A 24,904-nucleotide genomic window follows, 5' to 3' on the forward strand; every position below is an offset into this window, starting at 1 on the left:
GTTTTGTACTCATGAAGCCTTATTTGAAGATTGTTATAAGTTTAGTTTCGATTCATTTGCTTGTCGCCATACTGCCGAGTTTGCTAATTGAAAATAAGACTACGGCAACTATTATTTATTATTCTATATTTTTTGTATTACAAATCGCTTCGGATCTAGGTTTAGCAGTATTTGGAGTGATTACTGAAGACACCTTCATGGCCCCGATTAATTTATTAGGTTGGAGTTTTATTATTCTCTTCTGGTCTGTTGCCCATTCTCTTCTGGGATATATTGTATTAAGGATGTTCAGATTAAATCAGCGATGATTTTAAACTTATATATTGCTCGTTCTTTCAAGAGTCTCTCTCATCTGTTTTTAGTGAGTTAATTTCGGGTTCGCGAGCATTCGTTGTTTGGTCCACGCTACCAACCAATGTTTGCTGTATTAGCGCCAAACGAGTATTGTTTTACCTAAATGGTTAACGCAAGGAGGCATTAAATGTTTTATCAAAGCCAAGTTAAATCAACCTGTCCTAACAATCGCATAAACGCACTCCCTTCGGTCGCTGGGACATCATTACGTGCGGCTGCACGAAATGCTGCCCGTTATGCGGGGTGTTATGTGTCAAAGGAGATTTAAACATGGAAGATTTTTATTGGTATCTGATTCTCTCAATTTATTTGTTTTTGAACATATCAGTTTCCGTTTTTCTCTTTAAAAGAGATGACCTAGATAATTTTCAAAAATGTGCTCAAACCTTCTTTACATGGCTTATTCCCATTATAGGGGCTCTCATTTTCTGGCAAATAAATAGAAGTCACGATGCGCAGTACAAAGAGGCAAAGGCCTTTGGTGGTGGAGCGCATAAAACTGGGAGTTATGACTCCGCAGGGGACGGAGGTAGTGGTGACTAATACCACATAACAAAAGACTATGGCGCAAGCTCGTTCTTTCAAGAGTCACCTTCAGCTGTTTTTAATAAGTTAATTTCGGGTTCGCGAGCATTCGCTGTTTGGTCCACGCTACTAACCATTAGTTGCTGTATCAACGTCAAACGAGTATTGTTTTACCTAAATGGTTATCGTAAGGAAACATGGAATGTTTTATCAAAACCGCACCAAACCAAAACAACATAACAATCGCATAAACGCACTCCCTTCGGTCGCTGGGACATCATTACGTGCGGTTGCACGCAATGATGCCCGTTATGCGGGGTGTTATGTGTCATGAATAATTACACTTCCTATGCGTTTATATCTGTACTCTTAGGTCTTATTATGTTTTTTGCCTATCAGTCATTTGCTCCCAACGATAAAGGTATTGATGTTCTGCGTCCATCGAAAACCCCTTCTATTATTTGTATCTTCGATGATTGCGGGATACATCATGTTTCCATAGAGAAAAGTGGGCTAATCAATTTTAACTCGCAGTATATAAGTGCAGAGGAGCTTGGGTCTCACCTGGCTGCAGACCATGAGGGTTGTGAGCTTATGAGTGTTTCCATTTCTGCGCCCGCAGATTTTGATAGTGGCAAAGTGATAGAAATTACAGATATATTAAAAAAGGATTCGGAGAATGTTAGCATAGTTTGGTTAGTAAAATGAAACTAACAATTGTTGGAAGCTCTTTCTTTCAAGAGTTACTCTCATGTGTTTTTAATGAGTTCTTTTCGGGTGCGCGGGCATAAGCTGTTTGGTCTACGCTACTAACTCTCAGTTGCTGTATCAGCGTCAAACGAGTAATGTTTTACCTAAATGGTTATCGCAAGGAGACATGGAATGTTTTATCAAAATCGCACCAAACCGAAACAACATAACAATCGCATAAACGCCCTCCCTTCGGTCGCTGGGACACCATTACGTGCGGCTGCACGCAATGCTGCCCGTTATGCGGGGTGTTATGGAGTGTCAATATGATCGATGAGTCGGGTATCAATATTTTTATTCTTTTAGGTCTAATGTTCTCAACAGTGATTCTTTACCAGGGCTACTTAATTGTTGCAAAAAAGTGCATTGAGCTAGCGGGATTAAAAAACCCTGAAGGCTATATAGACTTTGAGAAAGTCGTTTTTCATATGGGTTTAGCTAGGTTAGTTACCGGTTTCTTATGTGTTGCTATTTGTTTCTCTTACTTGTTTGATATATTTCCACTGAAAGTCATGTTTTTTGCGATGCCAGCAAGTATTTTGCCAGCGGTTATCGCAATAATGATAATAAATAAACGTTACGTTAAGCTAAATTAAACAAGTGCCAAGTCTATTTGCGTCTGGTGGTGGCTCTCCCTTTCAAGAGTCACTCTCACCTGTTTTTAAATCGCTATTTTCGGGTTCGCGAGCGCATAATGTTTGGTTCACGCTACCAACCTTCAGTTGCTGTATCAGCGTCAAACGAGTATCGTTTTACCTAAATGGTTAACGCAAGGAAACATGGAATGTTTTATCAAAACCACAATAATTTCAAGCGACATAACAATCGCATCAACTCACTCCCTTCGGTCGCTGGGACACCATTACGTGCGGCTGCACGCAATGCTGCCCGTTATGCGGGGTGTTATGTTTTAGGTATTTCAGGAAGAATTAATGCACTCTGAACTAGAAAGAAACATTCCGAGCAATTCAAATTGGGAAGGATCATTTTATGAGCGACTTGCTGAGTACGGTGAGTGGGATTCAAAATCATTTTGGGCACTTCATTTAGAGTTATTAAATATTGCCAAGCTCCAGAAAGTCAGTTTACCCGTCGAACAAAATTTGGCTTATATGCTTTTATATCTTCAACAAAAAGTTCTTAATTTAATTTCCGCTCACTTTACAAAAAATGATGTTTACGAAATTAATAATATTAATACTGAAAAACTCTACGAATACAAAGAGCGGTTCGAATTGGCTATTTTGGGTGCTATATCAGGAGAGGTTTTACCTGAAACCTCGTTTGACTTGGTTAATCCATTAGTAAAAAATGCCTAACAAACGACTATGGCGCAAGCTCGTTCTTTCAAGAGTCACTCTCTTCTGTTTTTAATGAGTTGTTTTCGGGTTCGCGAGCATCAGTTGTTTGGTCCACGCTACTAACCTTCAGTTGCTGTATCAACGTCAAACGAGTATTGTTTTACCTAAATGGTTAACGCAAGGAAACATGGAATGTTTTATCAAAACCGCAATAAATCTAAGCAACATAACAATCGCATAAACGCACTCCCTTCGGTCGCTGGGACATCATTACGTGCGGCTGCACGCAATGCTGCCCGTTATACGGGGTGTTAGCGTGCTAGGTAAATAGATCGCTATGAGAGCCAATTCTTGCTAGCTTTAATATGTTGGAATCAACTTTATAAATTAAAACCAAATCAGGCATTATATGACAGTCTCGATATTCGGACCAATTGCCTGAAAGTGAATGGTCTGAGTATTTTGGAGCAAGGTGCTCACCTTTTTGCAAAGTCGAAATTACGTTACCAACTTCAATAATATCGGGTATTGATAATTTAGTTATTTTCTTAAAATCTTTCTTGAATTGGTTCGAGTATTCAAGGCTAAACATTGTCTAGCTTACCCTCGCTCAAGTGAGAGAGGAGCTCATTTGCATCATCAGCTTTGTTTCCTAAACCACTCTCTAGCTGAAGGATTGCCGCTAGTGTATCTTCATTAGGGCGTTTTGCTTTTAAATCAAAAGGTATACCGCCATGATTGATAACAGCTTTAGCAAAAAGCTTAATTGCTTGTGATGGACTTAAACCAACTTCGTCGCAGATATAAGTAAACGCAACCTTTGTATCGTGGTCTATTCGAGTGCTTAACATTTCTGTTTTCATAAATCACCTCATGTATTACATTGTCATACATTGTATTCTAATATGCTTCGTTTTTCTACAGTTTTGATTTAGGTATAAGCTCATTCTTTCAAGAGTTACTCTCATCTATTTGTCAGAAATTCTATTACGGGTTCGCGAGCATTCGCTGTTTGGTCTTCGCCATCGAACATCAGTTGTTGTCTAACCGTAAAACGAGTACGATTCAAACTGAATGGTTAACGCAAGGAGGCATTAAATGTTTAATCAAAACCGAGTTAAATCAACCGGTGCTAACAAACGCATCAGTTCACTCCCTTCGGTCGCTGGGACAAGCTTACGGGCGCATTTCGCTTCGCTCAAAAGCTGCACCCATAAACTTGCCCTCTATGCGGGGCGTTATTTGCCTTCGAATATCAGTTGACAAGGTACGGCATTGCCGTATTATTGTAATATGGTTTTTATTGAAACAAGTCTCTTTACTAAAATACTCTCCGAATACTTATCTGATGATGAGTACAGAGCACTGCAATCCTACCTGCTACAGAAACCAGATGCAGGCGATATTGTCAGAGGTTCGGGCGGTGTTAGAAAAGTGAGGTGGGCTTCTTCAGGAAAAGGTAAAAGTGGCGGCATACGCGCTATTTACTATTGGAAGAAAGCAGAACATGAAATTTGGATGCTTACTTTGTATAGTAAATCGGAACGCTCAACTATTGCAGGCCATATACTGAAACAAATAGCGGAGGCAATCGACAATGAGTAATCGAGATATTGGTGCCGAAATATTAGCTGGTATAAATGAGATTAAGGAATACAAAAAGGGAAAGGCCTCCCTCAGAACAACAGAACTTAGTGAGCCTTCCGCGCCACAAGTAATTCGTTCAAAACTAAAAATGTCTCAAGTTATGTTTGCTGGATTACTAGGCGTAAGTACAAGAACCTTGCAGGATTGGGAGCAAGGGCGAAGAAATCCTCAAGGGCCAGCAATAGCTTTATTGAGAATTGCTGAGCAACATCCTGAAGTATTTAGTGAATTAAGATAGATGTAGGGGCAAATAACAAAACTATGAAGACGGACATGCCAGAAGAGCACTGGCCTGCCGCTTATAGTAGGTGTTATGTTTCTCTTGTTTTGTGATGCGCACCGCGCTACACTCATTTCATGATCAAATCGTTCAAGCATAAAGGCCTTAAGGTGTTTTACGAAAAAGGTAAAACTTCTGGCATTAAAACTCAGCATGCAAAAAAACTTCGCATGCAGCTCGCGGCTATAAATACCGCGCATGAAATAGAGGATATTAATATTCCGGGCTTTTCCTTACACAAGCTAAAAGGTGAGCGATCGAATATCTGGTCTATATCCGTAAATGGAAATTGGAGAGTAACATTCGAGTTCAAGGATGGTAATGCTTACATTCTAAATTATGAGGATTATCACTAATGAATATGCATAACCCACCGCACCCAGGTGAATTTATCGAGTCAGTCTATCTGGAGCCTTACGGTGTAAGCTGTAGAACTTTAGCATCTCACTTAGGTGTAGCCGCATCAACGCTAAGTCGAGTAGTAAAAGGTAAAAGCGCTATAAGCCCAGAAATGGCGCTAAGGTTGTCAAAAACTCTTGGCAGAACACCCGAAAGCTGGCTCAGTATGCAAGATAATTACGAATTATGGCAAGCTAAGCAAAGCCTAGACTTGGCGAAAGTGCAACGATTAGATTTAAACGCAGCATAAGAGTGCTTTTGCAGTATTGAGTTAGAAGTAAACTGGTTCTTTCAAGAGTCCCTCTCATCTGTTTTTAATGAGTTAATTTCGGGTTCGCGAGCGCATAATGTTTGGTTCACGCTACTAACCATCAGTTGCTGTATCTGCGCCAAACGAGTATTTTTTTACCTAAATGGTTAACGCAAGGAAACATGGAATGTTTTATCAAAACCGCACCAAACCGAAACAACATAACAATCGCATAAACGCCCTCCCTTCGGTCGCTGGGGCAACATGACGTGCGGCTGCACGCAATGCTGCCCCTTATGCGGGGTGTTATGTCTGAATGCATGCAGTCTGAAGCTTCATGTGCTGAGTGAACGGAAGGAAGTCGCGATCTGTAAAAAGCAGTGGGATGTTTTTCTCAATGCAAAAAGTAGCGATAATTACATCTGCTGATTTTCGAATAGTAATGCCCTGCTTACGCAAAATTCGATAATTTTCGGCTGCTTTTATTGCAAGGTCAGTAGTAAGCATATTGAATTGATATAGAGCAGCGAGGCTTTGTTTTGCTATCTGATAATCTTTATCGCTTCGGAATCCTTGGAGAATTTCAAGTAGTATCAAGTCACCAATAGCTACATCCTCATGACTTAACGCAAGGTCCAAAAAGTTTGTTTCTTGAGTTTCAATACCTTTGAAATAGTCAATCCAGACGCTTGTGTCGACTAGAATCATTTAGATGCTCTCATCTCTTCAAGGTCCCCGTCCCAATGAAGTTTACCACGAAGGTTTTTAATATTAGTTTGCTTCTTTAACCGAATGAGAGCTTTTAATCCCTCTTCCACCGCCTCCCTTTTCGTTTGTAATCCGGAAGCTCTTAAAGCATCAGCCATAAGTTCATCATCAATAACTATGTTTGTTCTCATATGTCACCAGTGTGTATATATTTTGATTTTATACACATTAACATCTTGTTATATAAATACAATCATATTTTGCATTATTGAAAGCTCTTTCTTTCAAGAGTCACTCTTATCTGTTGTTAATAAGTTCTTTTCGGGTTCGCGAGCATTTGTTGTTTGGTTCACGCTGCCAACCATCAGTTGCTGTATTAGTTTCAAACGAGTATTGTTTTACCTACATGGTTATCTTAAGGAAACAGGGAATGTTTTATCAAAACCACATCAAATCGAAACAACATAACAAACTCATAAACGCACTCCCTGCGGTCGCTGGGACATCATTACATGCGGCTGCACTCAATGCTGCCCGTTATGCATTGATGTATACAATTTTTGCGGTTCAATGGTATTCTTAACACATTACAGGAGATTTGCTATGTCTAATGCAGTTGAAGATTTGGTTGATGGTGCACTCTCATTATCAACGAACGAGAGAGTCGCTCTAGTTGAGAAGTTACTAGAAAGTTTAGATGCACCAAATGAAAGAATAAACGCAATTTGGTCCGCAGAGTCTGAAGATAGAATAAGCGCTTATGATGATAAGCGGGTCGGATCAAAATCGGCGGTAGATGTTTTTGCAAAGTACTAATAAAAATAGATTTTTTAGACCTTGCAGAAGCTGAACTAGATGATGCTTTCGAATATTATGAAGACATTCAAAAGGGTTTGGGCAGTCGGTTTATTGCCGAGATAAAATCCACTTTGAGTCGAATTCAACATAACCCTGAAGCTTGGCAGAAATTCGGACAGCGAATGCATCGCTGCTTACTCAATCGTTTTCCCTATTCAGTGATTTATCAAATTAGAGTAGATTTGATTTTGGTTATTGCAATAGCTTGCAATCATCAAGAACCCAATTATTGGATAAACAGAGCCAAAAATTAACATTCTTATTTGGCTCGTTCTTTCAAGAGTCACCCTCATCTGTTTTTAATAAGGTATTTTCAGGTTCGCGAGCATTGGTTGTTTGGTCCACGCTACTAACCATCAGTTGCTGTATCAACGCCAAACGAGTATTGTTTTACTTAAATGGTTATCTCAAGGAAACATGGAATGTTTTATCAAAACCTCAATAAATCCAAGCAACATAACAATCGCATCAACTCACTCCCTTCGGTTGCTGGGACATCATTACGTGCGGCTGCATGCAATGCTGCTCTTTCTTTGGGGTGTTTTAGGTATGAGTAGGTTTTTTACTCGCAGTATTATCATCGTTTTAGGACTGTGTTTATCAGCGTTAGTTTATGCACTTGATGGTGGTAAAAATTCGATTCTATACTGGGGATTGCTGCCTGGATTGCCTTTTGTATTGATTGGGTTATATGGTTTGATAAAAAAGTCAGGTGCAGTTAACAGCAATATGATAGGTGCGTCTGTCGCTTGTGTTTTAGTCACAGCAATAGTGTACGGCAGTATTTATGTTGTACCTCATATTGGCAGTGGAGGTGAAGGCACAAATATTGGGTTAGGCATCGCTTTCATGGGTTTGCCAATTTACTATATTATTGGTGGCTGGTTTGGATGGAAAATTGGTAGCAGATATGGTGTCGAGAGCTAATATTTATCGCTCAATTTAGTAAATGTTTATTTCCCTAATAAGTGGAGTTTTTAATGGTCGAGATAGTTAAAGAAAAAATTAAACCTATATGTCCACACTGTGAAAAAGAGTTGGATAAACTCGTGGAGGTTAATCGTGGTTGGTTTAGTGTAAATAGGGTATTTTGTTGCCCTGAATGCCACAAAATTGTTGGTATGTCTGCAGGAGCGCAATAATTACCATTGGTAGTGTGTAAACATAACAAGCGATTAAAATCGGGCTTTTCTAAGATTGTTCGGTTTCGCTTCGCTACACAATATACTACTCACTCACTGACTCAATCATGGCGATGGTGTCTATAAGTATCGTGTCGCTTATATGGATGAAAAATGTAATGACTGCTATCTATTGTCTTAGCAGCAAGTCTTAAAATAAAAGGAAAAAGAAAAGATATGGAAATGCCTTATAAGGATCTTAAATCCAAAAATTTGAGCTCTCTAGTCAACGTGATCAAAGTAGTTACAGTGATAAGCTACATTATACTGGCCATATCGCTAGTGATAGTGGTATTTGCTAATGTTGGTTTGATTCCTGTTACTGGTGCGCTCATGCTGCCTTACGCAATCTTGGGTCTATTACTGTCTGGCTTTTTGGCTATATTAGTATCATTAGAAGAGACTTTTAGATTAAAGGTCACAAATTCGATTCAGACTAAAGAGAGTGATTTATAAGTGCAAACTTAATGCCTGTCGGCTTTTTGTCGTCTGTTTGTCATTACCGACAGGAAGCCAGTGGTATATAGTTAGTAGCAATCTATAAGGCAAGGCGATATCTATGAAATTACTGAGACTAGAAAAAAGATGGTCCCAAGAAGAGTTGGCGCAGTTAAGTGATTTAAATGTAAGAACTATCCAAAGGGTAGAAAAAGGGGAAAGCGTTGGGATAGAAACTCTGAAATCTTTAGCGTCAGTTTTTGAAATTTCAACAGATGAGCTGATAGATGCAATAGCTCGTGGTAAGCAAACACCGATAAAAGAAAACGAGGTCACTTCCATAGACCAATCTCAACAACGTGAAGCTCGAGAGAGAGTGAAATCTATCAAATATTTTTATGCACTTTCTGCATTTCTAGTTGGGATATTTCTTCTTTTAATGTTGCCCAACTACAACGGAGGAGAGAATTTAGGACCGTTGATTGTCGTATTTCTATCCTTTTTTGCCATCATTGCTGGCTACGCATTTATCGTATTTCAGCCATTTGGTGAAAAATGGGAAAAAGAAAAAATATCCCAATTATTAAATCAACAAAGCGAGAATAGCAGGTCAAACTCTGAGCGCTAAACAGTCAAAGGTCCACAACGATAACATGAAGATAGGTTTGCCGAAAAAGTACAATCAAACCACTTTCTTAAAGTGTTAGGTTTGTGTTGATGAGACTTTTTTCAACTTTAGTTTTTACGCTTTATATGGGCCGTTAAGGATGTATTTAAAAAGCCACCTTATGTTCGGTGCGATTTTATTGTGTTTAATTTTCGCTTCACTTCTACTTACCTTGCTAAATACTCAGTCGGAATTAACCACTAAAAGCTATTCGGGAGAAGAGTTTCAGGAAATGGCTGAATTCGAACGTTTGACTCAGTCTATTGATATAGAACTTATCCAAGATAGATATGAGGAGGGTGTTAATTTTATTTCCATTTCAAGATGGCCTGAAGCGCTTACTGTTTGTAAGGAGGGTGTTGATTTTTTAGGAGAAGACTACTCTGTACCAGGTGTTTTGGAGCATACAAGTAATAAGCTACGAGTAGCTTATTACCAAAGAGCCCAAGGGGATATTGAGCACGCATCACAGATATACTGCAATGCATTGGAAGCGCGTATAAATCTTTACCGAAAGAAAATAGGAGCGCTAGGCGCGGGGTCTAATAAAAGCTGAACGGATGCGCGAGCATCGGCTGCTTATTCCGAGCTGCTCAACATCAATTGTAGTCTCAGTTTCAAACGGGTATTGTTTTACCTAGATGGTTACCGCAAGGAAACATGGAATGTGTTATCAAAAGCGCCATAAATTCAAGGCAAATAACAAACGATTAATCGCCCTCCATTGATAACACAATCGAGTATTACAAACGCAATAAGCATTAGATCCAACGGAGTAGCAAAGATGCGATATACAGAATGGATATTAGAACAGTTTCCGGAATTGATAAATGAACCAACCGCAAAAACGTTTGGGTTAATAGATAAGGCAAAAGAACAAGCGAAGTTGAGTATGCGCTTGGTAGGTTCCGCTTGCACATTGGTTGCGATAGTTATTGCTTTTATTGTTGCGTCATTTTCAGAAGAGTTTACAAACATCGACTTTCCGATTGTACTTGGTGTTGTTTACGGCTTGGTTTATGTCGTCTTAGGTTTAATTCAAAAAAGGGTTGAACAACAAATCATCAAACAGAAAATAACAGAGCTAATGCGAACTAAAGACATGTAATTTTTATGATGCTGATGAGTGACTTTCGAGTTCGCGAGCTGAATTTACCCTCCGCTCCCAGCCATCATTTGCAGTACCCGCAATAAACGGGTACTGTTTTATCCAAGTGATTCTCAAAAGGAAAAATTATGAAAAAGTATCAATACAAAGTTGTCGATACACGAGATGTTGAATCTGCGGGTCTATTCAAAGGCAGACAACGTAGTGATGTCGAAGAGTACTTGAATCTTCTCGGAAATGAGGGTTGGGAACTGGTCAATGTAGATTTTCGTGAGTTGGAAGGTGGCCTTGAGTTCGCTGGCATCATGAAGAAAGAGCTATAAGTTCAGATTCACTAAAAACCGCTGCTATTAACAGTTGTTCGCATCGCCCTAGCTTGCATATGACGCATATTTCTTATGGCGCAGGCTATTTTAAATCAAGGAAGATATATGGTGTCACTTCGAAACTTTACCGAAGACGATAAAGATAGGCTCACAAGTATTCTTAATAACGAGTCTGTCACCGAGTTTCTGTCAACAAAAATACCCTCCCCTTATACGCCTGAAGATGCTGATTGGTGGATAAATGAAGGCAGCAAAGGTGATTTAGTTAAAGCCATTTCATTCGACGGTATTTTAGTTGGTTGTATAGGTGTAAGCCGCGGGGATTTTGAATATGAAAAGTCAGGAGAAATTGGTTACTGGTTGGCTCAAGAATATTGGCGTAAAGGAATAACACGCTCGGCCATTCAGCAAATGACAGAGTTTGTTTTTTCAAATACAGATATCGTGCGTTTGTTTGCCGCAGTATTCTCTGACAATAAGCCATCAATGGCGTTATTGTTAAAATCAGGGTTTAGCCAAGAGGCAGTATTAAAGAAAGCGATATTTAAGAACGGAGTGTTTTTCGACAATCATATATTTGCTAAGTTAGCTATTTAACGATTGAGTCGGGCTCTCTTAAACTCGCTTATGTTTATCGGTTCACTTATGCAGATACAGTTATCAGACGTAGACACAGCCTTAGCAGTTGTATTGAACCCTGAATTGCAAAGCATGAACTATGATATTTTAAGCAAAAAGTTAGATGGTTTAACTTACGATGAAGTGTTGGAGTTAGCTTCACAGTCAGAAACCAAAATTGACATATCGTTCAATTAAAACCGTCAGATAAGCAATGCCAAACAGCTAATATCACCGTATAGTTCAAGCATGCATTGGGGAATGCCAAACGGCTATATTGGAATAAGGCAGATAAGAAAATGAATAAACCTAAATTTAGCGGTGTATTTGGGTATTTGCAGGCCATTGTGCTGAGCAATGTCGCGGGCGCGATTACTTCCTTTATTGTTGCGTTCTTGGTTTTTTGGCAAAAACAAAGTGACGCTGCTGAAGGGATGAGTTCGATTGCGGACAATGCATTAAGTGTCAGCAGCTTCTTATTTTTTGGCGGGCTGACGTATAGCATGATTGTAATCAGTCCGGTTGTTTTTGTGCTTAAGAAACAAAAAAAGACTCAGCAAGGTCTCGCCCTAGCTCTCGCTATTGCACCCGGGCTGTTTATGCTTGGCAGCGGGTATTGGGATATATTAGCTTTGAGTTATGGTATTTCGACAGCGTTGGTGTTTTTGTCGATATACTCATTAAGCAATATGCCGCGTAATTAAAATAAAAAATGGGTCTGTTTTTTCGCTGAGACATTAGTCGATCGATTTAGTGAATGTTTGGGAGTCATAACAATGAAAGTCACACTTGTATTAATTATATTAATGTTTAGTCACTTTAGTGGCGCTAGTGATCGCGCCTTTTCGGGCTTAAGTGCTACCGAGTCAGATCCAAAGAAAATGGATTGGATGGTTGGTTTTCCTCCGTCGTCAAATAAACTCATTATGCAACCAGAGTCAGATTTTTTTAGCTTTCCCAAATTACGATGGACTGTTTGTCATATTCGACAGTTGATGCCTACAAAGCAGGTAAGTCGAGGGATTGGTGCGCCATCCTCTCTCAATTACGATATAGATAAAAATATCGATTCATTGACGTTCAAACCCCTTGGAAGTGAGCACGAAATGACATGGAATGAATCACTCCTAGCAAATTATACTGATGGAATTCTTATTTTACATAAGGGCCAAATAGTATATGAAAAGTACTTTGGTTGTTTAGAGGAGAATGGCAAACACGCCGCTATGTCGATGACTAAATCGCTCACCGGTTTAATTGCAGAAATCCTCGTTGCAGAAGGTAAGCTTGATGAAGGTGCGACGGCTTCTTCGATCATTCCTGAGTTAAGCGACAGCGGGTTTGGGAGTGCGACAGTTCGACAAATCATGGATATGACAAGCGCATTGGATTACAGCGAAGACTACTCAGACCCACAGGCTGATATCTGGCTATACTCAAAGGCAGCAAGTCCCCTACCGAAACCTGCGGATTACAGAGGGCCGAATGGTTATATTGAGTATTTACAAACTGTGAAAAAAGAGGGCTCTCATGGCGAAGCGTTTGGATATAAAACAATTAATACCGATGCTCTGGGTTGGATCATTGCTCGTGTTACTGGAAAAGATGTTGCGCAACTTTTTTCAGAACGTATCTGGAGCAAAATAGGCGCGGAACAAGACGGTTACATGACTGTTGATGCCAAAGGAATGCCGTTTGCTGGTGGTGGGCTTAGTGCAAGTTTGAGAGATCTCGGGCGCATTGGATCCTTAATGTTAAACCGTGGCAAGTTAAACGGTCGTTCGCTTTTCCCTGAGACGGTCGTTGAAAGTATCATTGCAGGCGGAGATAAAACTGCTTTTGCAAAAGCTGGATACAATACACTCCCTGGTGGTAGCTATAAAAGCATGTGGTGGGTTTTTCATAACGAGCATGGCGCGTACGCGGCACGTGGCGTCCATGGTCAAACTATCTATATAGATCCAGCTGCAGATATGGTTATTGTTAGGTTTTCTTCTTTCCCGACAGCCAAAAACTCAAAGATTGATCCAACATCATTGCCTGCGTATCAGGTTGTTGCTGAGTATCTAAAAAACAAAAAAGTTAAAAATTGACTATCAAGCGACTATTTTAACTAAATAGTCATTTTGTGAAGTTTCGACCAAAGTTGCCAAAGAATATGCGATTGTTGTTAGTCATGTCGAATATCATAAAGGCCCTATTCAGATGGCAATAGGGGTGGCAACGCAACGGCGATAACCAGATGTTTAATTGCATTGTTATTCTGGTATATTGCGGTTTATCGACAGCGTATTTTGAAGGATTGAAGACTTCGTTTATTCAAAAGTGCATTGGAGCCAATTGTTAAATAATAGGGAAATAAGATGACTTCAGATGGGTTGTTTGTCACAGGTAATTTATTCAAAGCTAGGATCACAAGAATCGAGCCGATGCTAGCGGCCGCTTTTGTAGATTTTGGGGCTGAACGATATGGGTATTTACCTTTTAGTGCTATCCAAGACTATGATGAACGACTACACAAGGAGGGTACTATTGTAACGGTTCGCATTACGGCACCTGAAACAGACAAAAAGGGTGCTGCAGTGGAAGCGCTAAAGAATGCTCCTAATGACGCAATTGTGCATGAACTTTACTCCCCACAGCAAAAAAATATTCTAAAAACGTCTATCAATTATCTCCTGACCTTATGCATGGTTGGCATCATTCTATATTTCATCAGTGGTGGAACGTTCGCCCAAGAAAAGCAGGATGATATTCGGTCTATCTTAATTGAAGAGCTCGATGCGCCCATTAGAGCGGAACAAACCCTTTTTATGATTCATTTACAAGGAGAAGCTCAATATGGATAAAACACTAGGTCTTGTCGGCTGTTGCTTATTAGCTGTTTCAGTCCTTGATTTTCTCTCGCTCTATTCAGCTTTGTTAAGCCTTTTCCAGCAAGCTATGATTCATGGTGAGGCTGATCCAAGAACAATGGCTGGGCAAATTAGTCAAGAGATTGTGCTACAAATGGTCTCGTCTTTTCACTACCTTATTGCCCTTATATTAATATCTATCGCGACCTTTAAATATCGTTTGACTGCAAGATGGTTTACGCTATCGTTGCGCATCTTTGGAGTGATTTTACTGTTAACGCCAATTGCGAATTCTTTGATAGGTGTTTACGTTTTATTCATTGGCTGGAAGAAGCCAATTACCGAAGGTGAATAGTTCTATGAGACAAGAACTAAGAAATAAAATTATCGAAGTTTGTGATAAGAAAATTGCCAGTAAAGGAGATAATGTCGGTCTTTCTTTCTATGCCTTTTTTGCCAATAAAAACGATAATCCAGCGCTATTGATGGAAGCCGCTAGCTGGTGGATACAAACGCATAAATTGGATCATTTTGAAAAGGCGCAGAAGATAAAGGAAATGGTTCAGAAGAACTTGTAGCGCTTGATACTTCACCTTCACTTTTTTCAGGATGATTATAAAGATGACTAAATTAGAAAAGTACACGCCAAACCATGTCCCTGGAGTGGAACGAGTATTCAATATTTTTTGGTCGCTCATTTTGCTTGCTTTCGCCTATCTTAGTTTTACGAGCGATTCATTTCACTTGCCGGGAAGAGGTGCTTCAGATGGCATTATCTTTACTGGCTACTCTCTTTGGGTATTTGGCTCAGCGCTTGTATTTGGTGTGGTTAATTTGTTAGTGAATGTTGTTGACCACTATGACAAGCGCAACAATGAAACTCAGTATAAAATGCTGAGTAGGATCTTAACTTCAATTACCGTTATTCTAGTTATTTGGGCAACAAGCCTAGCGTAAGGTGACGCTCAACCACAAGCAGTGGTTGTATAACATGGCGCCTATATGTATCTCAGTTTTTGGAACCGAGGTTCAAGCCAAGTATAGGGAGTGACAAGTCGAACATGCATTATGAAACAGTGTTAAATAGAAAAGAGTACTTTCACTTTGCTTTTCAAATACTAGTATTGGTTAGTGCAGTCTTTTTGGTTGATATCAACAATCAAACTCACATTGGACTGTCTTATGCCATTGTCGGCACCTTTAGCCTTGCGTATCTAATTCAGGCGCACACCTTTGAGTTTGATTCATTAAGTGGCTGGCAAGATGATAAAAAAGGGAAAGCCACGGATTACAATATTGTGGCTCCCTTCGGTACAGCTTTGATTGTATTTTGGATTGCTTACCTTGATTACATGACTCCTGAAATTATCTCCCAGCAAACAGGATTATTGCTCATATTCTCAGTAGTATTCTCAGCTGCAAGTATCACCGAAATTAAGCGACGAGCTGAAGAAAGGTTTGTTCCTGAAAACAGTACCTTTATCCACTATACAATAGTTGGTGTTATCAATAGTCTGATTTGGTTAATTGGCATACGATATTTTATTGTAGAAGGTACTTGGGAATGGGGAACACCCAGTCTAATCGATGTATTTAATACTTTATTGGGTATTGATGAATACAGGTAACAATCGTGTCCATTATCATATTCAAATAAGTATGCTTGAGTAAGCCAGCACAATACAGGAGCAGAGTTTTGCAGATTCAAAAAGTACTAAAGATAAGTTCCTTGGCAGTAGTGTCTTGCTTGCTAATTGTATATGGCTTTTATTGGAATGAAGCCAGAAAAGAAGTCTTCTTCCTATGTGGGAATTTTGCGCCAGGCGTCACTAAAGCAGACGTCATCAGGCAACTTGATACAGCAAACCTGTCCAATTATGTTGTTTCTAATAACGACAAGGGTTCAAGCATCATATTTAGCAGTAAGATTAACTTTTCGTTTTATCAATGCAGCATTGAAATAGACAAAAAAGGGCTGGTAAGCAACGTTGGGTTTTCGCAATTGATATGAACAAACAAGAAGTTATTCAATCTCGTCTGCAAAGGGCTTATGCACCCAGAAGCAATTTGCAAATTGGTCTTTACTAAAGACTTATCAGTAAAGGAAACAGTATGTCAGTAATAGCAGATACGCCAGCGCCTCCTTATTATGCGGTCATATTCACGTCTACTCGAACCGAAGGTGACAGGGCCTATGTAGAAACGTCAGCCCGCATGATCGAATTAGCAGAACAACATGATGGTTATCTTGGGATCGAATCCGCGCGTGAAGAGTTGGGTATCACCGTATCGTATTGGAAAGACTTAACATCAATAAAGGCCTGGAAAGCGAATGCAGAGCACATTGAGGCTCAAAAAAACGGTCGAAGCGTTTGGTACGACACCTTCAAAATTCGTATTGCGAAAGTGGAGCGAGATTATGGACTAGGGATTTAAAATCATGAATGATTTTAGGGCTGTTTTAGCTATATTTCTCTTTGCCACTGGTGTGTATTTCATCATCGATATGTTCATGTATGGCTTCAATTGGTCATTGCTCATTTTCAGCATCATCGCTTTTTTATTAGCGCATATCATTTGGCCACCTAAACGCGACGGCGAAAGTAGTTGGTACGATATATTAGAGCTCTTAGTTGATCTTCCCTATCAAGGCATGGCTATGATGATTAGAGGCGTAGGAAAGATCTTCAAAAACGGTGATGTAGGACTGGATTTGTAAATCTGGAGTCTCTACTATGAAGCAAGAGTTTACGAACGAAAACGGTTCACATTAAGCAAGGAAGTAACATGCATATCATACTAGGGATATTGGGCGCGCTAGTCACTATTCTAATCCTCGCAAATCGCTTGCAAGACAATGGTATTGATGTTGGCTGGTTGAACCCCTTTAGCTGGGCGCGACGTCGCAAGTTTCGTAAAGAGTATCAAATGCATCCCGCATATACTCTAGAGTCCCCTTTAGATGTAGCTGCCTTATTCATGGTTGCCGTGGCTAAAGCCATGCCAATAAAAGCCATACCGCAATGATGTTTTCACGCTTAATGATAGCGGCGTATCTACTTTCTTCATTTGGGCCTATTTGGGCGCAAGAAGTCAGTACTCAGCAGGTCACAACAGAGCCAGCTAGCTCTAATACCCTTACGCATCCGCTAGCCAGCGCAGCTAAAGAGCGCTTAGCGCATGAAGTGATATACGACGGTCGATACATCTCAATTCCTTATCCCAATGGAGATGTGCCAGAGAATATAGGCGTGTGTACAGATGTTGTAATTAGATCTTATCGAACGACTGGCATCGACTTGCAAAAGCTGGTGCATGAGGACATGAAGAGAGATTTTGATGCCTACCCCTCAAAACGTATTTGGGGCTTAAGTAGGCCCGATGCGAACATTGATCACCGTCGAGTTCCGAACCTGCAGGCCTTCTTTAAGCGTCACGGTGAGTCTTTGGATATCACACAAAGAGCCGAGAATTATTTGCCCGGTGATATCGTGTCTTGGATGTTGCCAGGCAACCTTCCTCATATTGGGATAGTGGTAGACGAATACGATAGTGACTCTGGTAGGCCCTTAGTTGTGCATAATATTGGCAGTGGGCCGCAACTTGAGGATATGTTATTTGCCTACAAAATAACTGGCCACTATAGGTTTTCACCTTGAGTTTTGGGGGCTTTTACCTCAACCCGATTGAGTATCTTTCGCAGGCTGAAAGTGAAGAGTGAGAATGCACAATCTTGTTCACTTATGACTGTAATTCTGAGAGTATGGAATGATGAATACTAACAATAAATCAAAACTTGCTAACAACATCCGAATACTGATTGGTCTTGCTTCTTTACCGTCGTTGTTTTTGGGCTTTATGTTGGTAAGTGCTCTTTTGAATGAGCAAGCAGACACTATTGGTGCCTTTGAAGTGGTTTACGCTTTGGTAGGTTTAGTCGGCGTTTATATTGCGCTGAGTGGTAAACGCCTATTTTGATAACTCATAAACACAAATATTCACGGCACTCGCTAGGTTTAGTGAATCTATTGCGCCACTTCCAGCGATAGTAAATGCCTCTGCATTAAAACTCGACAATGCATCCCGCGGGACGCCTCTGGCTTCGTTGCCAAATAAATAACAATCAAAGTTTGTGAATTCAGCAGTGTTAACCGCACTTCCCTGCATATCTAAATAGGCGAAACGCGAATAGCGTGTGTCTAATTCGTTTAGCTCTACATCCAATTCAATCGGTACATGAAAAATTGCGCCCATGCTAGAACGCACCACTTTAGAGTTGTATGGATCGACACTATTGGGACTGAGTAATAGAGTGAAATTGCCAAACCATGCAAGTGTTCTCAGAATCGTACCTAAATTACCAGGGTCTTGAATTTCATGTAGATAAATGACCTTTTGTTGTAGCGAGTCAGACGCTTGTGTTGGCAAGTGGGGCTTTGGCAAAGGTACACAGGCAATAATGCCTTGCGGGCTTTTTGTATCGCTGAGTTGGTCCATTTGGCGTTCACTAACAAGCTGAACATTCAGGTCGCTCACAGCTGTATTTGCCCATTTTTCATTGCGGTCAGTAATGTATAGAGTAATTGCCGAACGGGCTGCTTTGCTGGTGGCTTTGTACAGTTCTAGAACGAGATGCTCACCTTCCACCAAGTAATAACCGAATTGTGTTCGGTATTTTTTTTGATGTAGCTTTTTTACGTCGTCTAGTTTCATGTCGCCCTGCTTAAACCCGCTTTAAACTGAATCTTGCTTGCCGCATTCCTTGAAAAGCACGTTTTTTGCCGTGATTGCTGGAACAGGTTTGCAAATTGAGCGTGCAAGCTTACAATATGTGCCGTTTTAGCGCTACCAATAGCAGACTCAATCTATGGCTCGATCAAAAACCAGTAAGAAGTGGATGGATGAACATCTGAATGACCCTTATGTAAAAAAGGCGCAAGCAGATGGTTACCGGTCTCGTGCCAGCTATAAATTGATTGAGCTTAATGAGAAAGACAAGTTGTTCTCGACGGGAAGCGTGGTGATGGATCTTGGTTCTGCGCCAGGCGGATGGTCTCAGATTGTTGCGCCGGTGGTGGGCGATTCCGGTAGAGTTATCGCCTCAGATATTCTCCCGATGGATGGCATTGCTGGTGTTACGTTTATTCAGGGTGACTTCACCGAAGAAGCGGTTTACGACCAACTGTTAAAAGCGTTAGGTGATGATACCAAAGCCGATCTTGTCGTATCGGACATGGCGCCAAACATGAGCGGTGTGAATACGACAGACCAATACGCATCTATGTACTTGGTCGAACTCGCTTTAGATATGGCGCGTAACGTACTTAAACCAAATGGCAGCTTCTGCGCGAAAGTTTTCCAAGGGGTGGGTTACGAAGAATATGTGAAGGATGTGAGACAGTCGTTTAAACAAGTCTTCGTGCGTAAACCAGCAGCATCACGCCCACGTTCTCGAGAAGTGTATCTCGTTGCAAAAGGCTTTAAAGGCTAATTACTTTTCTAGTAAAGCTCTCTTATCTGGCACGCCGTTCCACTTGTCTGCATCTTCTGGTGCGGGCTTCAGTTCGGTAATATTTGGCCATTGAGCGCAAAGCTCTTCGTTTAACTCAAGGTATTCAATTTGGTCAGCAGGCAGTTCGGTGTCTTGATAAATTGCATCTGCTGGGCACTCGGGCACGCATAACGCACAGTCTATGCAGATGACTGGATCAATAGCCAAAAAGTTTGGCCCTTCAAAAAAGGCGTCCACAGGGCAAACTGCCACACAATCGGTGTACTTACATTTAATGCAGTTGTCGGTTACTACAAAAGTCATGGAGTGCGAATATTCTCGTTTCTAAATACCGCTGCTAGTGTAATGCACAAATCGTGAAACACAAGTATCTTGGGTGTTTCAAGCTAGGTAATGTGGCAAGTCGATAAATGATTCAGCGCTATCTATCAAATCGGATCTGATTTAAAATGGCCTTGAGCGAGAGCTCCGTTCTGACAGAGAGGCTGTCCGGCGTTTTAGAGAGTCATTTCATATGTTGCGGTTAACCGATATAAAACTACCCCTTGATCATGCAGAGCACGCTATTGAAGATGCGATACTCAGCAAGCTCAAAATCCAAAAGAGCCAATTACTCGGCTTCAATCTGTTCAAGCGTGGCTATGACGCTCGCAACAACAAAAACATTCATTTAATTTATACTCTCGACGTAGAAGTTGCTGACCAAGACGCCCTATTTGAACAGTTTTCTCGCGACCCGCATGTGCGTATTACACCGGATATGACCTATAAGTTTGTTGCCCAAGCGCCAGAAAACATGACAGAGCGTCCAGTGGTTGTTGGCCTTGGTCCTTGTGGTTTATTTGCTGCGCTGATCTTGGCGCAAATGGGCTTTAAGCCGATTGTACTGGAGCGCGGTAAAGCCGTTCGTGAACGCACCAAAGATACTTTCGGTTTTTGGCGGAAAAAGCCACTAAACCCGGAATCTAATGTGCAATTTGGCGAAGGCGGTGCAGGTACTTTTTCCGATGGTAAACTTTATAGCCAAGTGAAAGACCGTAAACATTACGGGCGTAAGGTATTACATGAGTTTGTGGCAGCCGGCGCTCCCGAAGAAATCATGTATGTGAGCAAGCCGCATATCGGTACCTTCAAACTGGTGAACATGGTTGAAAAAATGCGAGAGCAAATTATCTCGCTTGGCGGCGAAATTCGCTTTAGTACTCGCGTTGAAAAACTCGACTTGAATGAACATAAAGAAGTGCAAGGTTTGCATCTATCAACAGGTGACTACTTAGCCTGTAAGCATGTCATCCTTGCGGTTGGGCATAGTGCCAGAGATACTTTTAAAGCCTTGCATGAGCAAGGTGTATATGTGGAAGCTAAGCCATTTTCTGTTGGTTTTAGAATTGAACACGAACAGAGCATGATTGATCAATGTCGCTTTGGTGATAATGCGGGCAACCCGATTTTGGGCGCGGCAGATTATAAGCTTGTGCATCATTGTAAGAATGGCCGCACGGTTTACAGTTTTTGTATGTGCCCAGGCGGCACTGTGGTCGCGGCAGCGTCAGAGCCAGGTCGTGTTGTGACTAACGGAATGAGCCAATATTCTCGCCACGAACGTAATGCCAATAGCGCAATTGTGGTCGGTATTACCCCTGAGGAAGATTATCCGGGTGATCCGCTAGCGGGTATCGAATTACAAAGAAAGTTAGAAGAACTTGCATTCTCGGTAGGCGGTGAAAACTACCATGCACCAGCACAACTGATTGGCGATTTTCTTGCAGGAAAATCTAGCGCCGATCTAGGTGAAGTGAAACCCTCTTATACACCCGGTGTGACGCTAACCGATCTTAGCCAAGTTGTTCCAGACTATGTGACCCACGCGATTCGTGAAGCTATTCCTGCATTTGATAAGCAAATAAAAGGTTTCGCGAAACAAGATGGATTGCTGACAGGCGTTGAAACACGTACATCTTCTCCAATTTGTATAAAGCGCGATGCCGATTATCAAAGTATCAATACCAAGGGTTTATATCCCGCAGGTGAAGGCGCAGGTTATGCTGGTGGTATTTGGTCAGCAGGTATTGATGGCATCCGTGTCGCTGAGGCGCTTGCCTTAGACATGCTAGAACAATTACCAAAGTAAGATCAGAGAGTCGCCAAATATGATCGAAATACGCGAAGCCACAGAACACGATTTTGAAGCTATTTGGCCCATTTTTCATGAAGTGGCAAAAGCGGGGGAAACCTATGCTTATTCGCCAGACACAAATAAAGAACAAGCATTCTCTATTTGGATGAGCGCACCTAACTATACTTATGTGCTTGTTGAAAATGGCGAGGTAATGGGGACTTATTATTTGAAGACCAATCAAGCTGGTCCCGGTCAGCATGTGTGCAATTGTGGCTATATGGTATCGAGCCTTGCAAGAGGAAAAGGTTTTGCGACCATAATGTGTGAACATAGTCAGCAAAAAGCGGTCGAATTTGGATACAAAGCTATGCAGTACAATTTTGTAGCGGCAAGCAATGACTTAGCAGTAAAGCTGTGGTTGAAGTTAGGTTTCTCTGTGGTTGGCACGCTACCAAAGGCCTTCAATCATCCTCGCTTGGGTTACGTAGATGCTCTTGTGATGTACAAGTGGTTAGCTGATTAGAGGTCCTTACCGCTGTTTTTCAGTGTATGGTTATAATGTAAATTAGGGTTATTTATGCTTTCAAAAACGATATTTTCTTCGCTAAAGCGCAGCGTAATTTGGCTATGTTTTTTTAGTATGTCATACGCTGCAAATGCAAAGTGGTATTCTGAAAACGCAGCGATTATGGGCACTAACATTTATGTTGAAGTGTGGTCGGAAGATCCTATTCAAGGTCAACTGGGCGTGAAAACGGTGTTGGCAGAAATGGAGCGGATCAATCAGCTGATGAGCCCTTACATAGAAAGCTCTGAGTTAAGTAAAATCAATAACGTAGCGGGCAAGAAAGCGCTTGTGATTAGCCCTGAGATGTTTGAGTTGTTAGATAAGTCGATCAAGATATCAGAACTCACTAAAGGCGCATTTGATATTACGTTCGCCAGCGTTGGATACCTTTATAACTATAAGGAAAACCAACGACCCGATGACAAGACTATTGATTCTCTGTTGAGCGCAATTAACTATAAACATATTCAGTTGAATGCAGAAAAAAGTAGCGTTAAGTTTTTAAACGACAAAGTAAAAATTGATTTGGGCGGCATTGCAAAGGGGCATGCAGTAGATAACGCAATATCTTTGCTTGAAAGGATGGGCATTACCAATGCGCTTGTTACTGCAGGTGGTGATACACGCTTGTTGGGAGACAGACAAGGCAAGCCATGGATTGTGGGTATTCGTGATCCACGTAATCGTGACAAACAAGCGGTATTATTACCGATGGAAAGCTCAGCGATGTCGACATCTGGTGACTACGAGCGTTACTTTGAGGAAGATGGGCAACGCTATCACCACATTCTTTCGCCAAAAACCGGAAAATCAACCTACGACGTTCAGTCTGTTTCTGTTATTGGGCCCAGCAGTACCTATAATGACGCCTTATCAACGGCGGTATTCGTGATGGGCTTGCGCGAAGGTTTGGGTTTGATCAACCGCATCGACGGTTACGATGCGGTTGTGATGGATAATCAACGTAAGATGCATTATTCAACCGGCTTGCAACAGTAAAGAGCAGGCCGTATTCGTAACTATTGTTGTTGTTCAGCCTTTACTAAGACTAAGTCTTCTTGCGGGGGGATCAAGTACTCCGCGCCGTCTTCGGTAATGTGCACCATCTCTTCAACCGAGATGGTTTTAGGTTCGCCGCTAGGTAAGTGCCAACTGTAAAAGCCATCAAACGCGAAGGTCATGCCAACAGCCAACTTTCGCTGTGCGGCGGGTCTAACCGAAACAGCTTTGGAGCCACCTAGGTTTGGACCGGTATCATGAGCAACATAGCCTACCGGATGTCCCGTACTCCACATGAGAGGGAGTGAACCTGTATCTGCCATTACCTTTCTTTGCGCCGCATCCACATCGATACCTCTAATACCAGGCTTCATGGCTGAAAACGCCGCATGACGACCTTGCTTTGCATTCTGCCAATAGGTCGCAATATCTTCTGGCGCTTCCGTTTCACCCTCTTTCAATACATAGGCGAAGCGCTGAATATCGGTAACCCATCTATCATACACGCGAATACCAAAATCAGTCTGAATGACATCTCCGGCTTGTATCACTTTGTTTGTGGCATGGCTGTGCCCGCGGTCTGTACCTGAATTAACATTAGGGTTTTGAGCGGGTGCCCAAGCATCACCGACACCAGCGGCCTTCATTTTAGCTTTCAAAAAGCGTGCAACATCGGCATCTGTGGTCACGCCAGGAATAATTTCTTGGTAAGCCTCAATTTGCCATTGTGCGGTCAACGCAGCGGCTTTGCGCATAATGTCTATTTCTTCAGGCAGCTTAATGGATAGCCATTGATAAACTACTTCATCGGCGGATACCAAACGTTTGCTCGCCTCTGGGCCTAAGGCTTTACTCAATGCGATATGTTGCGTGTAACTCAGACCATCGGCTTGAGCGTTAGTCGACGATATATTAATAGCTACTTTGTTGAAGTTTTTTTCATTAATGTAGTCTGCAACCATATCAATTGCCGAGCCGCTTCTTTCTACCGAAATCACTTCGTCTAGCAACTGACTGTCTCGCAGTGCAGTTGATTCACCAGAGGGTGAAAAGGCCATAGAGTGGAATTGGCCAGCGTGGTTATAAAACAAAAAGGCCGCTGTTTGACCGGCGTTTTCACATCCTACGTGGTCGGCAAGCGGGTCATTGTTATTTTCTCGGCATATAACCAACCACGCATCTACTTGCGCAGCGTTTAGTGCATTTGGTAAAAGAACAGCGATTCTCTTTTTACGAATTTCTGGCCACGGAGAGGTATCAAAATAGCTAGCTTGAGCAAGTAGTGTAGTGAACAACAAGCTAATTAACGCAACGGCTTTCAACATAATATCATCCTTAATCAACACCTAGTTTTAGGCATTCGCTTGAATGAGTATATCTTGAAGGCAAAAATTCGCAAACAGCGCGTAACTGAGTGCGAATTTTAGTGTTTAGAGCGTAG

44 protein-coding genes are annotated in these 24,904 nt (G+C 41.4%); 37 read left to right on the forward strand and 7 right to left on the reverse strand.

From position 1 onward, the window contains the following. The 6 genes from RM556_RS16070 to RM556_RS16095 all read left to right on the forward strand — a co-directional run. Positions 1–308, forward strand: a 308-nt coding sequence (locus RM556_RS16070) for a hypothetical protein (protein ID WP_311375082.1), incomplete at its 5' end; no start/stop codon positions are given. 316 nt (positions 309–624) lie between these two features. Then, positions 625–897, forward strand: a complete 273-nt coding sequence (locus RM556_RS16075) for a hypothetical protein (protein WP_311375083.1) — start codon at positions 625–627, stop codon at positions 895–897. A gap of 184 nt (positions 898–1,081) precedes the next feature. After that, the gene (locus RM556_RS16080; RefSeq protein WP_311375084.1) at positions 1,082–1,213 is read left to right on the forward strand and encodes a hypothetical protein; all 132 of its coding nucleotides are present in this window, start codon (positions 1,082–1,084) and stop codon (positions 1,211–1,213) included. Further along, complete coding sequence (locus tag RM556_RS16085; protein WP_311375085.1) at positions 1,210–1,587, forward strand: hypothetical protein; 378 nt, start codon at positions 1,210–1,212, stop codon at positions 1,585–1,587. Before RM556_RS16080 ends, RM556_RS16085 begins: the two co-directional genes overlap by 4 nt. A gap of 308 nt (positions 1,588–1,895) precedes the next feature. Next, complete coding sequence (locus tag RM556_RS16090; protein ID WP_311375086.1) at positions 1,896–2,225, forward strand: hypothetical protein; 330 nt, start codon at positions 1,896–1,898, stop codon at positions 2,223–2,225. A 336-nt stretch (positions 2,226–2,561) separates the two neighbouring features. After that, the gene (locus RM556_RS16095) at positions 2,562–2,948 is read left to right on the forward strand and encodes an Imm41 family immunity protein (RefSeq protein WP_311375087.1); all 387 of its coding nucleotides are present in this window, start codon (positions 2,562–2,564) and stop codon (positions 2,946–2,948) included. Positions 2,949–3,249: 301 nt separating this feature from the next. Here the strand turns inward: RM556_RS16095 and RM556_RS16100 are convergent, their stop codons facing one another. Together RM556_RS16100 and RM556_RS16105 are read right to left on the reverse strand one after the other, a co-directional pair. Beyond that, complete coding sequence (locus tag RM556_RS16100; RefSeq protein WP_311375088.1) at positions 3,250–3,522, reverse strand: type II toxin-antitoxin system YafQ family toxin; 273 nt, start codon at positions 3,520–3,522, stop codon at positions 3,250–3,252. After that, positions 3,515–3,793 (reverse strand): type II toxin-antitoxin system RelB/DinJ family antitoxin, encoded by a 279-nt coding sequence (locus tag RM556_RS16105; RefSeq protein WP_311362638.1) that lies wholly within the window; start codon positions 3,791–3,793, stop codon positions 3,515–3,517. The genes RM556_RS16100 and RM556_RS16105 overlap by 8 nt, the downstream gene beginning before the upstream one ends. A 430-nt stretch (positions 3,794–4,223) precedes the next feature. Between RM556_RS16105 and RM556_RS16110 the strand changes: the two genes are divergently transcribed. From RM556_RS16110 to RM556_RS16125, 4 genes are all read left to right on the forward strand, one after another. Continuing rightward, positions 4,224–4,535, forward strand: a complete 312-nt coding sequence (locus tag RM556_RS16110; protein ID WP_311375089.1) for a type II toxin-antitoxin system RelE/ParE family toxin — start codon at positions 4,224–4,226, stop codon at positions 4,533–4,535. Then, on the forward strand, positions 4,528–4,815 hold the full coding sequence (locus RM556_RS16115) for a type II toxin-antitoxin system MqsA family antitoxin (RefSeq protein WP_311362636.1): 288 nt from the start codon (positions 4,528–4,530) through the stop codon (positions 4,813–4,815). The genes RM556_RS16110 and RM556_RS16115 overlap by 8 nt, the downstream gene beginning before the upstream one ends. 119 nt (positions 4,816–4,934) lie before the next feature. After that, on the forward strand, positions 4,935–5,213 hold the full coding sequence (locus tag RM556_RS16120) for a type II toxin-antitoxin system RelE/ParE family toxin (protein ID WP_311362635.1): 279 nt from the start codon (positions 4,935–4,937) through the stop codon (positions 5,211–5,213). After that, positions 5,213–5,506: a HigA family addiction module antitoxin gene (locus tag RM556_RS16125; protein WP_311362634.1), complete on the forward strand. Its 294-nt coding sequence runs from the start codon at positions 5,213–5,215 to the stop codon at positions 5,504–5,506. Before RM556_RS16120 ends, RM556_RS16125 begins: the two co-directional genes overlap by 1 nt. A gap of 306 nt (positions 5,507–5,812) precedes the next feature. On the opposite strand, the gene RM556_RS16130 is transcribed toward RM556_RS16125, so the two are convergent. Both RM556_RS16130 and RM556_RS16135 read right to left on the reverse strand, forming a co-directional pair. After that, a complete protein-coding gene (locus RM556_RS16130; RefSeq protein WP_311362633.1) occupies positions 5,813–6,214 on the reverse strand; it encodes a PIN domain nuclease in 402 nt (133 codons plus the stop codon). Beyond that, on the reverse strand, positions 6,211–6,405 hold the full coding sequence (locus RM556_RS16135; RefSeq protein WP_311362632.1) for a type II toxin-antitoxin system VapB family antitoxin: 195 nt from the start codon (positions 6,403–6,405) through the stop codon (positions 6,211–6,213). The genes RM556_RS16130 and RM556_RS16135 overlap by 4 nt, the downstream gene beginning before the upstream one ends. Before the next feature lie 412 nt (positions 6,406–6,817). Between RM556_RS16135 and RM556_RS16140 the strand changes: the two genes are divergently transcribed. The 23 genes from RM556_RS16140 to RM556_RS16245 all read left to right on the forward strand — a co-directional run bounded on the left by RM556_RS16140 (position 6,818) and on the right by RM556_RS16245 (position 18,243). Then, positions 6,818–7,030 (forward strand): addiction module protein, encoded by a 213-nt coding sequence (locus RM556_RS16140; RefSeq protein WP_311362631.1) that lies wholly within the window; start codon positions 6,818–6,820, stop codon positions 7,028–7,030. Between the two features lie 5 nt (positions 7,031–7,035). Continuing rightward, positions 7,036–7,326 (forward strand): type II toxin-antitoxin system RelE/ParE family toxin, encoded by a 291-nt coding sequence (locus tag RM556_RS17360; protein ID WP_409220102.1) that lies wholly within the window; start codon positions 7,036–7,038, stop codon positions 7,324–7,326. A 163-nt stretch (positions 7,327–7,489) separates the two neighbouring features. Next, positions 7,490–7,999, forward strand: coding sequence for a hypothetical protein (locus RM556_RS16145; protein ID WP_311362630.1), 510 nt, complete (start codon positions 7,490–7,492; stop codon positions 7,997–7,999). A 431-nt stretch (positions 8,000–8,430) separates the two neighbouring features. Next, positions 8,431–8,709: a hypothetical protein gene (locus RM556_RS16150; RefSeq protein ID WP_311362629.1), complete on the forward strand. Its 279-nt coding sequence runs from the start codon at positions 8,431–8,433 to the stop codon at positions 8,707–8,709. Between the two features lie 103 nt (positions 8,710–8,812). Continuing rightward, positions 8,813–9,319 (forward strand): helix-turn-helix domain-containing protein, encoded by a 507-nt coding sequence (locus RM556_RS16155; protein WP_311362628.1) that lies wholly within the window; start codon positions 8,813–8,815, stop codon positions 9,317–9,319. A 139-nt stretch (positions 9,320–9,458) separates the two neighbouring features. After that, complete coding sequence (locus RM556_RS16160; RefSeq protein WP_311375090.1) at positions 9,459–9,914, forward strand: hypothetical protein; 456 nt, start codon at positions 9,459–9,461, stop codon at positions 9,912–9,914. 228 nt (positions 9,915–10,142) lie between these two features. Then, a complete protein-coding gene (locus tag RM556_RS16165) occupies positions 10,143–10,466 on the forward strand; it encodes a hypothetical protein (RefSeq protein ID WP_311375091.1) in 324 nt (107 codons plus the stop codon). Positions 10,467–10,594: 128 nt separating this feature from the next. Beyond that, complete coding sequence (locus RM556_RS16170; protein WP_311362625.1) at positions 10,595–10,789, forward strand: DUF4177 domain-containing protein; 195 nt, start codon at positions 10,595–10,597, stop codon at positions 10,787–10,789. Between the two features lie 108 nt (positions 10,790–10,897). Beyond that, positions 10,898–11,389, forward strand: a complete 492-nt coding sequence (locus RM556_RS16175; RefSeq protein ID WP_311375092.1) for a GNAT family N-acetyltransferase — start codon at positions 10,898–10,900, stop codon at positions 11,387–11,389. A 48-nt stretch (positions 11,390–11,437) separates the two neighbouring features. Beyond that, positions 11,438–11,608 carry a hypothetical protein gene (locus tag RM556_RS16180; protein WP_311362624.1) on the forward strand — a complete coding sequence of 57 codons (171 nt, stop codon included), beginning with the start codon at positions 11,438–11,440 and terminating at the stop codon, positions 11,606–11,608. A 101-nt stretch (positions 11,609–11,709) separates the two neighbouring features. Continuing rightward, positions 11,710–12,114: a hypothetical protein gene (locus tag RM556_RS16185; RefSeq protein WP_311375093.1), complete on the forward strand. Its 405-nt coding sequence runs from the start codon at positions 11,710–11,712 to the stop codon at positions 12,112–12,114. Positions 12,115–12,186: 72 nt separating this feature from the next. Further along, positions 12,187–13,503, forward strand: coding sequence for a serine hydrolase (locus tag RM556_RS16190; RefSeq protein WP_311362622.1), 1,317 nt, complete (start codon positions 12,187–12,189; stop codon positions 13,501–13,503). 270 nt (positions 13,504–13,773) lie between these two features. Continuing rightward, positions 13,774–14,259, forward strand: coding sequence for a hypothetical protein (locus RM556_RS16195; RefSeq protein WP_311375094.1), 486 nt, complete (start codon positions 13,774–13,776; stop codon positions 14,257–14,259). After that, on the forward strand, positions 14,252–14,620 hold the full coding sequence (locus RM556_RS16200) for a hypothetical protein (RefSeq protein ID WP_311375095.1): 369 nt from the start codon (positions 14,252–14,254) through the stop codon (positions 14,618–14,620). Before RM556_RS16195 ends, RM556_RS16200 begins: the two co-directional genes overlap by 8 nt. 4 nt (positions 14,621–14,624) lie before the next feature. Continuing rightward, positions 14,625–14,843, forward strand: a complete 219-nt coding sequence (locus tag RM556_RS16205) for a DUF6500 family protein (RefSeq protein WP_311375096.1) — start codon at positions 14,625–14,627, stop codon at positions 14,841–14,843. Positions 14,844–14,886: 43 nt separating this feature from the next. Continuing rightward, positions 14,887–15,222 (forward strand): hypothetical protein, encoded by a 336-nt coding sequence (locus RM556_RS16210; RefSeq protein WP_311375097.1) that lies wholly within the window; start codon positions 14,887–14,889, stop codon positions 15,220–15,222. A gap of 104 nt (positions 15,223–15,326) precedes the next feature. Continuing rightward, entirely contained in the window at positions 15,327–15,893 is a 567-nt protein-coding gene (locus RM556_RS16215; RefSeq protein WP_311375098.1) for a hypothetical protein, read from the forward strand. Between the two features lie 68 nt (positions 15,894–15,961). Next, positions 15,962–16,276 (forward strand): hypothetical protein, encoded by a 315-nt coding sequence (locus tag RM556_RS16220; RefSeq protein WP_311375099.1) that lies wholly within the window; start codon positions 15,962–15,964, stop codon positions 16,274–16,276. A 101-nt stretch (positions 16,277–16,377) separates the two neighbouring features. Next, positions 16,378–16,701 carry an antibiotic biosynthesis monooxygenase gene (locus tag RM556_RS16225; RefSeq protein WP_311375100.1) on the forward strand — a complete coding sequence of 108 codons (324 nt, stop codon included), beginning with the start codon at positions 16,378–16,380 and terminating at the stop codon, positions 16,699–16,701. A gap of 4 nt (positions 16,702–16,705) precedes the next feature. Then, complete coding sequence (locus RM556_RS16230; RefSeq protein ID WP_311375101.1) at positions 16,706–16,984, forward strand: hypothetical protein; 279 nt, start codon at positions 16,706–16,708, stop codon at positions 16,982–16,984. A 68-nt stretch (positions 16,985–17,052) separates the two neighbouring features. Next, positions 17,053–17,292 (forward strand): hypothetical protein, encoded by a 240-nt coding sequence (locus RM556_RS16235; protein WP_311362614.1) that lies wholly within the window; start codon positions 17,053–17,055, stop codon positions 17,290–17,292. After that, positions 17,289–17,924: a DUF1287 domain-containing protein gene (locus RM556_RS16240; RefSeq protein WP_311375102.1), complete on the forward strand. Its 636-nt coding sequence runs from the start codon at positions 17,289–17,291 to the stop codon at positions 17,922–17,924. The genes RM556_RS16235 and RM556_RS16240 overlap by 4 nt, the downstream gene beginning before the upstream one ends. Before the next feature lie 109 nt (positions 17,925–18,033). Further along, on the forward strand, positions 18,034–18,243 hold the full coding sequence (locus RM556_RS16245) for a hypothetical protein (protein WP_311362612.1): 210 nt from the start codon (positions 18,034–18,036) through the stop codon (positions 18,241–18,243). Here RM556_RS16245 and RM556_RS16250 read toward each other — a convergent pair. After that, positions 18,235–18,978 (reverse strand): RNA methyltransferase, encoded by a 744-nt coding sequence (locus RM556_RS16250; protein ID WP_311375103.1) that lies wholly within the window; start codon positions 18,976–18,978, stop codon positions 18,235–18,237. The genes RM556_RS16245 and RM556_RS16250 overlap by 9 nt on opposite strands. 154 nt (positions 18,979–19,132) lie before the next feature. Between RM556_RS16250 and rlmE the strand changes: the two genes are divergently transcribed. Next, positions 19,133–19,756 (forward strand): 23S rRNA (uridine(2552)-2'-O)-methyltransferase RlmE, encoded by a 624-nt coding sequence (rlmE, locus tag RM556_RS16255; protein ID WP_311362610.1) that lies wholly within the window; start codon positions 19,133–19,135, stop codon positions 19,754–19,756. Here the strand turns inward: rlmE and fdxA are convergent, their stop codons facing one another. Then, positions 19,757–20,080, reverse strand: coding sequence for a ferredoxin FdxA (fdxA, locus tag RM556_RS16260; protein ID WP_311375104.1), 324 nt, complete (start codon positions 20,078–20,080; stop codon positions 19,757–19,759). Between the two features lie 211 nt (positions 20,081–20,291). Between fdxA and RM556_RS16265 the strand changes: the two genes are divergently transcribed. The 3 genes from RM556_RS16265 to RM556_RS16275 all read left to right on the forward strand — a co-directional run bounded on the left by RM556_RS16265 (position 20,292) and on the right by RM556_RS16275 (position 23,463). Next, a complete protein-coding gene (locus RM556_RS16265; protein ID WP_311375105.1) occupies positions 20,292–21,908 on the forward strand; it encodes an NAD(P)/FAD-dependent oxidoreductase in 1,617 nt (538 codons plus the stop codon). A 19-nt stretch (positions 21,909–21,927) separates the two neighbouring features. Continuing rightward, complete coding sequence (locus RM556_RS16270) at positions 21,928–22,419, forward strand: GNAT family N-acetyltransferase (RefSeq protein WP_311375106.1); 492 nt, start codon at positions 21,928–21,930, stop codon at positions 22,417–22,419. A gap of 117 nt (positions 22,420–22,536) precedes the next feature. Continuing rightward, the gene (locus tag RM556_RS16275; protein ID WP_311375107.1) at positions 22,537–23,463 is read left to right on the forward strand and encodes an FAD:protein FMN transferase; all 927 of its coding nucleotides are present in this window, start codon (positions 22,537–22,539) and stop codon (positions 23,461–23,463) included. A 20-nt stretch (positions 23,464–23,483) separates the two neighbouring features. On the opposite strand, the gene RM556_RS16280 is transcribed toward RM556_RS16275, so the two are convergent. Then, complete coding sequence (locus RM556_RS16280) at positions 23,484–24,788, reverse strand: M24 family metallopeptidase (RefSeq protein WP_311375108.1); 1,305 nt, start codon at positions 24,786–24,788, stop codon at positions 23,484–23,486. Positions 24,789–24,904: the final 116 nt, after the last annotated feature.

This window comes from Alteromonas sp. W364 (assembly GCF_031846205.1).
Taxonomy (GTDB): Bacteria; Pseudomonadota; Gammaproteobacteria; order Enterobacterales; family Alteromonadaceae; genus Glaciecola; species Glaciecola blandensis.